Consider the following 1,154-nt stretch of genomic DNA (forward strand, 5'->3'; position numbering starts at 1 on the left):
TGGTATTCGCTCTGCCCCTTTAGTAGTGCGAATACGACCCGAGCAAGTTTACGGGCCAGAATCACCAGTGCCTGAGTGGTGCTGAACCCTTTAGCTCGTTGCTCTTCATAAAAACCTTTCCAGGTCGCTGTTCGGCTGGCCGACATGGCTGCATTGTGCAAAAGTCGGCGCGCCTCCGGATCACCTCGTTTTGTCAGACTGCGACGACCGTCCTTCTGCCCCGACTGTGAAACCCGTAAATCCATCCCCAAAAAAGCGATGAATGCGTCAGCGTTTTTAAACTCGCCCCGTTGAAACGCCGCGATCAGGCGAGCTCCAGTCAAAAAGCCTATGCCTTCAACTTTCATGCAGCGCCTTAGATGGACAAGTAAATCGGCCTCTTTAAGGAGGTCGTTGATCATCTTCTCGACCAGCACTTCAAGCCTCTGCATTGAGGCTATTTGCTCGGCAAAAGCGGCTTTGAGCAGCGGCTCATTTGCCCAGCTCTGTACCAGGCCAACTCGTGCCTGAACCAGCGCGGCGCGCCGGCGGAAAAGGCTCAAGAGCTGACGATACAGCGGCGATGGTGGAGTCCATGGGTGAAGCTCTTCATATTCGTTTTTCAGATAACGGGCGAGCAGCTTTGCATCCAGCGCGTCGGTTTTGGCGCGAACCTTCACACCTTTGCGGTAGTGGCTTAGTTCATAGCCACCGACCATGTAAATCGTGCAGCCGGCATCATGGGCCAGATCGGCGAATTCCAAGTGATAGATATTGGTCGACTCAATTGCTATGTCGACCGGTGCCGGCAAGGTTTTCAGCCATTTCTTGATGGCTGGCTTGTTATTGGGAAGCGTCTCCAGCAGATCCAGTTCGGTCTGGTAGATCACCAGTTCATCTTTGGCGACATCCACGCCCACGATTGGCTTGGAAACAGAAACCGACATTGCCATTGAACACCCCCCGAGATATGGTTTTGAGCACTTGAAGGGCTCACCCAGAGGCGCAGGCTTGTTCCTATCGTCGGTCTAGCCAGATGCATTCTTTATCGGCGCTTGGGTGAAAGGAGGAGGGGCGAAATCTCCCACGGATCTGTACTGCGCCAACAGTCAGAATCGAGCCTTGTCCCTCCTCCTCCCTTCAAGTACCAGCATACAAGCGAGCTTGCTCGCGAA

At 53.9% G+C, this 1,154-nt stretch carries 1 protein-coding gene; it reads right to left on the reverse strand.

The window, feature by feature from the left end; translation table 11 throughout:
- The coding region (locus tag CAF73_RS29490) for a transposase (RefSeq protein ID WP_085705416.1) at nucleotides 1-932 on the reverse strand (932 nt) is incomplete at its 3' end.
- Nucleotides 933-1,154: the final 222 nt, after the last annotated feature.

The organism is Pseudomonas sp. B15(2017), from assembly GCF_002113215.1.
Lineage (GTDB): Bacteria > Pseudomonadota > Gammaproteobacteria > Pseudomonadales > Pseudomonadaceae > Aquipseudomonas.